Below are 7,026 nucleotides of genomic sequence, written 5' to 3' on the forward strand. Positions count from 1 at the left end.
GAGAACTGACAACTTATCGATTCTCAATCTGACGCAAAGCGATCAAGGAACTCGCCTGCCATTGATCCATTTGCGACTTTACGCTGAACAAGCGGCCCGTCGTGAATGCTCGTCTGGATGTACCTGAGGGAGGATCTCTGTCACGGTATGGGCGAGGAATTCCTAGTGCCACTTCAATGTTACATTCGACGGGGCTCAACATTGGGGAGAGAAAACCCGGAAAGACTGAGCCCGTAATTTCGCTTTGAAGCGGTACTAGGATACACGATCATATCGTTTCTTGCGTGGTTAAGCTTGATTGCCACGAACTGAGGACCGTGGCTGTTCCGATCTGGCTACTCGAGAACGGCCTCTTCGTCCCATTATTCCTCCTCGAAGTGCATCTAGAGGAGTGATCATTCGAGTGAAAGTTTGCATGAAAAACCTCCCAGGTATGACCGCGGGGAGTAGCATGACGATGGAATTCGTCGGCCGTAGTTTCACCAACACCAGATAGAGATCCGCCGGCCAATTGGCCGACTGTGCGTGAGACACGACCGCAGCCTCGAGTCCATCAGCTTTAATTGCGCGAGCATTTGCATAAACTTCAAGTCTAAAGGCGTGCCTATTGCAATGGTCAGGAATTTGGCTAGCATCAGCATGCCCAATCATGCGATTTCTAGAATTTAGACTCTTAAATAGAGTCTGACTTTTTCAAGGAGATCTGCAGATGACAAAGAACAGGGGGGCCTGTAGAGGATGCTTCCTGCAATCTCTGGAAGCGAGGGTGTCCCGGGGCATTCGATTGCTACGACGATACCTTCCGAGAGGTCTTGCACTGTTGATGGTTTTCTCGGGGATGCTTTCCCCCGCAGCCTTTGCCAGGCAGGATTCGCTCGGGCAAAGAGGTCTTCTCAAGGGAACTAAAACACCTGTCATTGAGAAGGCACCGTTGAGTCGTCAGATCACGCTCGGCTCCCTTGAGTTTCGCCAGTCGGATTTTCGAGCCTGGCAAGCCGCCCCGCTTGAGGCTGCTGTCGCCAGCTTCCCCGAGGACGAGAGCAACTACGTCGTCGCCGACTTCGCCGGTGATCCGGAGGCTCGCGGGCGGCTGATGGAATTGATCAAGCAGTCCGGTGCCCGGGTCCTTCAGGAGTTACCCGAAGGTGTCGTTATCCACACGACCCGCGCCACCGTTGGCCAGATCGCCGCCGCCCGCGCTCAGAATTTGGTCGACTTTGTCGCGCCAATTCGGCCGAAGGATAAACTATCTGACTTCCTCCGAAAGAGCGTCAATGCCTTGGAGGATGGGGAACTGCCCGGCCCCTTAGGACCGAAACTCGAACCAGATGAGGAAGACATTCGCCCCGGCCTCGAGGAGCGGCTCCGGAGGCCGGCCGGTGCACCGGCCGGCAACGCGATCGGGGTGGCTGGCCTCGACCCGATCGTTCCCATTCGAGACGAGACCCCCGAGCAAACTCAGGTGGCAATCTACCTATTCCGAGGCCAGTCGACGGAGCCGGTCGTTGCCCAGGTGCACGAACTTGGGGGCAAAGTGCTCGGCGCCGGTCAGGGTGAGGATCTCTCGCTGGTCCGGGCGCAGATGCCGGTGGCGCGGCTCACTCAGATCGCCGAGATGCCCGAGATCCGCGAGATTGTCCCCGACGCCAAGCCAACGCTCCGGAACGACGTTGCCCGGTTGATTCTGAACAGAAATCCCCCCGACTTCACGCCACCGATTCGGGGCCACGGACAGGTCGTCGGCCACGCTGACTCCGGCCTGGACATCGGCGTCAACGACCATACCCTCCACCCCGCCTTCCGGGGACGGGTTAAGAAGGCCTTCCCCCTGGGACGCTCCGCCACGTCGGACTGGAGCGACTTCGACGGCCATGGCACCCACACCGCAGGTTCGATCCTCGGCTCCGGCGAGTTCGCCGGCCCTGCCCCCGAGGCACAACTCGTCCACCAGGCTGTCGGTGATGCGGAAGGGGGCTTGATGGGTATCCCTGACCCCCTGAGCAAGCTCTTCCAGCAGGCTTATGACGAAGGGGCTCGCGTCCACTCCAATAGCTGGGGAATCCCCATCCGAGATTTCCCGTTCCTCAAGGGGCAGTATCTCCGGGGACTGGAGGTCGACACTTGGAGCTGGAACGACGGCCAGCCCCGGGATATGTTGATCGTCTTCGCGGCCGGGAATGACGGGTCAGAGGGCAACGGTTCCGTCGGCTCGCCGGCCACGGCCAAGAACGCCTTGGTCGTCGGGGCGAGCGAGAATCTCCGGCCCAAGGCTGGCCCGCTGGCCGATGACCGCTCGCAACTGGCAACTTTCAGCTCGCTCGGGCCAACCGACAACGGGCGGGTCCGCCCCGATGTCGTCGCCCCGGGGACGTTCATCGCCTCGGCCCGGACCCAGGGAGAGCGGATCGCCTTCGAGGACGATATCGAGGACGCAACCGGCTGGATCGCCGACCAGGCCTTCACTCTCTCCTCGGACCAGGCGTTGCACGGCGACCGGAGTTGGTATCTGTCCCGTACCGACGGTGAGACCTACCGTGATTTCCTCTACTCCCCGGCCTTCAGCCTGCCGGAAGACATTCCGCAGAACGTCGAGGTCTGGGTACGGGGGAAGGTTGAGCCGGCCGAGGCCCTCTTGCTGGCCATCCAAGCCGGCAACTCGGCTCCCAGGCTTTTAAGGGGCCCGGATCGGGTCGTCGGTGAGCGGTCGTTCGACGACTGGACCGTATTGACCTGCCAAATCCCTCCCAGTTTTCTGGGCAAGGACAACCTCCGACTGCTCTTCGCCTTTGTCCAGGACGCTGCGGCCCAGGGCGAGATTGACCTTCACCTCGACCGTGTGAAGGTGACAACCTTCGCCAGCTGGGCCCCCCTGTCAACGATCGACCTTGCTCCTCCGCTGGAGGGCGATGATATTCACTACACGCTCAGCGGGGGGACGTCGATGGCCGCCCCTCTCGTAGCCGGTTGCGCAGCTCTGGTCCGGCAGTCACTCATCGTTGGCAGGACGCCGGTGCCCAGCGCCGAGCTGGTCAAGGCGATCCTCATCAACTCGGCCGACGCCCACAGCGGGCCTCGTCCCAACAACCGAGCCGGATGGGGGTTGGTCAACCTTCGTCGGGCTCTGACCTCGACCTCGCTCTTCGACGACGAGACCGCACTGGCCGAGGGTGAGTCGATCAGCTACACGATTCAGGTGACCGACTCTGCCCCCGAGCTCCGGACAACTTTGGTCTGGGCCGATCCCCCAGGGAACCAACTCCAGAACAACTTGAACATGGTCCTCATCACACCCAACGGCGAGGAGATTCTGCCGGTTGACGGCCAGGGAGTCTCCCCCGATTCGACAAACAATGTCGAGGGCATCGACATCCCGAGTCCCGAGGTCGGGGCCTGGACACTCACGGTCCAGGCGGACCGCATCACTCAGGGGCCACAGCCGTTCGCTTTAGTCGTATCCGGCGGTATCGCCATCGCCGATGGCGAGGACGAGGACGTTGAGAGCGAATAACTGTCCGCTCGCCGGCCGGGCCTCCGACCCCGGCCGGCGAACGCCGTCAAAGGGGTCGTCGAGCCGTTCGGCCCCATCGACCTCGGGAGGTCCCGGCGATCACGCCGGCCGCATCATTCCGCAGGAACAAGTTCAAGGGACCTCGACCGACTCGAGCCTTGGAGGAGCTGCCGCGGGAGTCGAGAGCTGGGCTTCCAGGAAGAAATCGAAGTCCATCATCGAGGACTTACCGAGCGCAAGGGCGGCAGCCTCTCGTACCTCTGGCGAATCATCCCCCTCCAGGGCTCGGACGAGCGCGGGGATTGCCGGGCGGGCGCGATGGGTCGTCATACTCCTCGCGGCAGCGGCCCTTTCCTCGGCGTCTCCCCGTTCCAGGATCGCGATCAGCTCGGGGATCGCTCCCAGGCTCGCCAGCGACTCAATGGCCGATCTCCACACCTTTTCCTCGGGGTCATCCAGCAGGCCGACGAGGTCGGGGATGGCCGCTCTTGCGGCCCTCCCGATGCTGGACAAAGCGTAAGCGGCGGCCACTCGCACGGAGGCGACCTCGTCCCGCAGCCTCAAGATTAGCGTGGGCACAGCCGCGCGGGCCTCCATGCCGAACTCTTCGAGCGTATTTGCGGCTTGAGTCCGGATCTCGGGCTGCTCGGCACCGAGGTACTCCACGAGTCTCTCGACCGCGTGCTGGCGTCTCCCATTGAATCTGTCCAGAATACTGATGCAAGGCACGATCAGACTCGGATCCGTTTCCCCCTCAAGGTGTCGAAAGATGTCGTCCATCGCCGCCTTGGTATCGGGGAGATTCGTTCCGAGCCGACCCGTGCTCATCTGCCAGTTTAGAGAAGAGGCTGCCGCATGCCTCGTCTCCTCTCCCGGATCGTGCAGAGCGGAGGCGAGGTATGGAACTACTTCTCCAGGCAAAAAGAAAAACGGATTGCCAACGCCTCGGCAAATTGCCGCGCGGGTGGCATCCGACGTCCTCTTCGATAGAGGAATCAAATATCCGACGCCTTGGATGCTGGCGATGGCTTTCACGGCTGACTCCATCCCGTCCTCAACGAGCAGTTGCTCCAGCCTCGGGACGGCGGGCTTAGCCCGGGGCCCCATGCTGCTCAGCGTCTCTGCGGCCGCTTCCCGGACGGACGGGTCCTCGTCGTTGAGGGCGTCGATCAGGCCAGGGACTGCAGCCTCCGCCCGGGGACCGATCTGCCCGAGCGCAACCACCGCCTCGTAACGAATTGCCGGATCTTCGTCCGCTAGCAGGTTGACGAGTTCGGGGACGGTGTCGGCGGCGGCCGGGCCCAACGCCCAGAGGGCGAGGACGGCCGCCTGACGGACCTGGACCTCGGGATCTTTGATCACCCTGACCAGCTGGTCACTCATTTGTTCGGCATGAGGACCGATCATATGCAGAGCACTGACCGCTGACCTTCTCACGGCCGGTCGTTCATCCTCCAGGGCGGCGATTATCGGTTCTAACACTTCGATTCGTGCGAGAGATAAGAGGGCACTTTCCCGGACTTCCTGACTCTCGTCATCGATCTGTTCGGCCAACGCCCGAACCACTTCGTCGGCTGCCGGCCGGGCCCGTCCCAGAGTTTGAATGGCAGATAGCCGAGTCGGCATGTTCCCGGACCGGACCGAGGTTAGCAGCTGGGAAAGCAATTCCTCGTCTAACTGGCTTCCCAGGTGATAGAGTGTGATCAGAGCCTGGGTCTGCTCGATCCCGGCGCCTTGCTCGCCGTCCCTACCCCGGGCGATCGGCTCCAGGGCGTTGTAGACGAGCGCGGTCCAGATCCGGAGTTGGCCAAGCGAGACCATCGCGTCCATCCGGACCTCCCTCGACGGGCTCTCCAGGGCATCGACGAGGGCTTGCACTGCGTGTCGATCCGACGCCCCGATGCGGAGTAGGCTCGAGTGCGCCGTGAACCGGAGGTCGGTATCCGGGCTGGCCGCGGCCCGCCCGAGAACTGCGATCCCTTCGGGCCCCGCCACGGCGAGGGCCGACCCGGCTGCCTTCCTCGCCTGGATATCCACCTCGAAGAGCCGGCCGAGGGCTGCAACGGCTGCTTCCCCTGGCTGCCCGATCCGGGCGAACGAATCGGCTGCCGCTACCCTCACCCGGACCTCTCTGGCTCCGAGGGCGGCCGTCAGCGCCGACCTGACCCGATCCTCGTCGCTACCCCCGAGGATGAAGCGGGCATGTTTGACGGGGTCTGACGAGGTCGAATATCCCTCCAGCACGATGGCGGCCCCCAGGGGGACCTTCGAAATTGCTCGATGCGCCGTCTCAAATCCGTCCACATCCTGATCGTTGATCCGGAACACGACATCCCCCGGGCGGATCCCCGAATCCTGCTCAGCCGCCCATCCTCGGACTCCCGAGACGACCAGACCGTACCCGTAATTCTCCCTCACGTCCAAGCCCAAAGCCTCCAATGTTGGGGGAGGGGAGGGAGGCACTCGATCGGCGAGCGCGGGAGGGAGATCGGGAATCGGTCGCCCGAGGTCGAACGCCTGGGGGGTCTGCGTTGGCTGCGCAATCAAGCGATCCCTGGTCGCGCGCTGGCCCGGGAAGAGCAACTCCTCATCGAAACGTCGGTGCATTTCTCTGAGATTCTGGTAATTAAGGCGGGTGATTTCCCGGGTTTTCTCGAGGATCTCGGCCCAGCTCACGAACTGGTTGGAGTCCGCATCCAACCCGTCGTAGTCGCTGTAGATGGCCTCGACGAGTGCATCAGTGAAGAGGCCGCCCTTCTCCTCGATGTACCAGGCATACTCGCCCGAGCCCCGCTCGCGATCGAAGCTGGAGGCGTTGATGTCGACGATGCCTTTATGCCGAAAGAACAAATCCTTCAGAACGAGGTTTGCCCTCGCCGGCGCGACCGGTATAGGCGGGAGGATCCGCGGCGCCGCGCTGCAACTGTCCGTGAGGACGACGATCAGGCTAGGGGAATGGGTCTGCATCGCCCCAATAAGATCCGATCGCAACAATCGGCCGCCGGATGTCTGCAGGAAGGGGCCAGCCCGAGGAAGGGTCCCACCGTGGCCGGCGTAATAGAACAGCAACGCGTCGTCCTTGGAAATCTCTGCAAGCCCCCGGAAGTAATCGGTTATGGCCTGTGGCGACACCTCATCCGGGTCGAGGAAATCGATCTCGACACGGCCCGTGTATCCGTTCGCCTGCTGAAGGGTGTGAAGAATATTTGCATAATTGTTCCCGATTCCCGGCAAAGGGGGATCCGCCCGAGTATCGACCACGATCAGCGCCCTAAGCGTCTGAATCTCATCATCATTGTCCTGCATGGGCGGACCAGCCGAGACCGGAGAATACACGCAGGCGAATAGTATCAAGCAGGGCAGGATACGGGGGGGCGTTGGAATTCGATTCGTCATAAGACTTTCCTGGGTCGATCCGGGACAAGGAAGCGGGATATCTACTACACTCCATTACATCGTATAAAAGAGGATCCGATCGCAGAACAACTTTATCTTGCGGCATGTTTAAAGACGGGGCC

2 protein-coding genes are annotated in these 7,026 nt (G+C 61.9%); one reads left to right on the forward strand and one right to left on the reverse strand.

From position 1 onward, the window contains the following. The first annotated feature begins 931 nt into the window (after positions 1–931). A complete protein-coding gene (locus GA615_RS27030; RefSeq protein ID WP_161602604.1) occupies positions 932–3,508 on the forward strand; it encodes a S8 family serine peptidase in 2,577 nt (858 codons plus the stop codon). 132 nt (positions 3,509–3,640) lie between these two features. Here GA615_RS27030 and GA615_RS27035 read toward each other — a convergent pair whose 3' ends face one another. Beyond that, positions 3,641–6,904, reverse strand: coding sequence for a HEAT repeat domain-containing protein (locus GA615_RS27035; RefSeq protein ID WP_152054467.1), 3,264 nt, complete (start codon positions 6,902–6,904; stop codon positions 3,641–3,643). Positions 6,905–7,026 lie beyond the last annotated feature (122 nt).

This window comes from Tautonia marina (assembly GCF_009177065.1).
Classification (GTDB): domain Bacteria; phylum Planctomycetota; class Planctomycetia; order Isosphaerales; family Isosphaeraceae; genus Tautonia; species Tautonia marina.

Bases quoted from the DNA above. Each gene is read 5' to 3' on its own strand.
- GA615_RS27035 (WP_152054467.1), bottom strand. From the start codon at position 6,904: ATGACGAATCGAATTCCAACGCCCCCCCGTATCCTGCCCTGCTTGATA.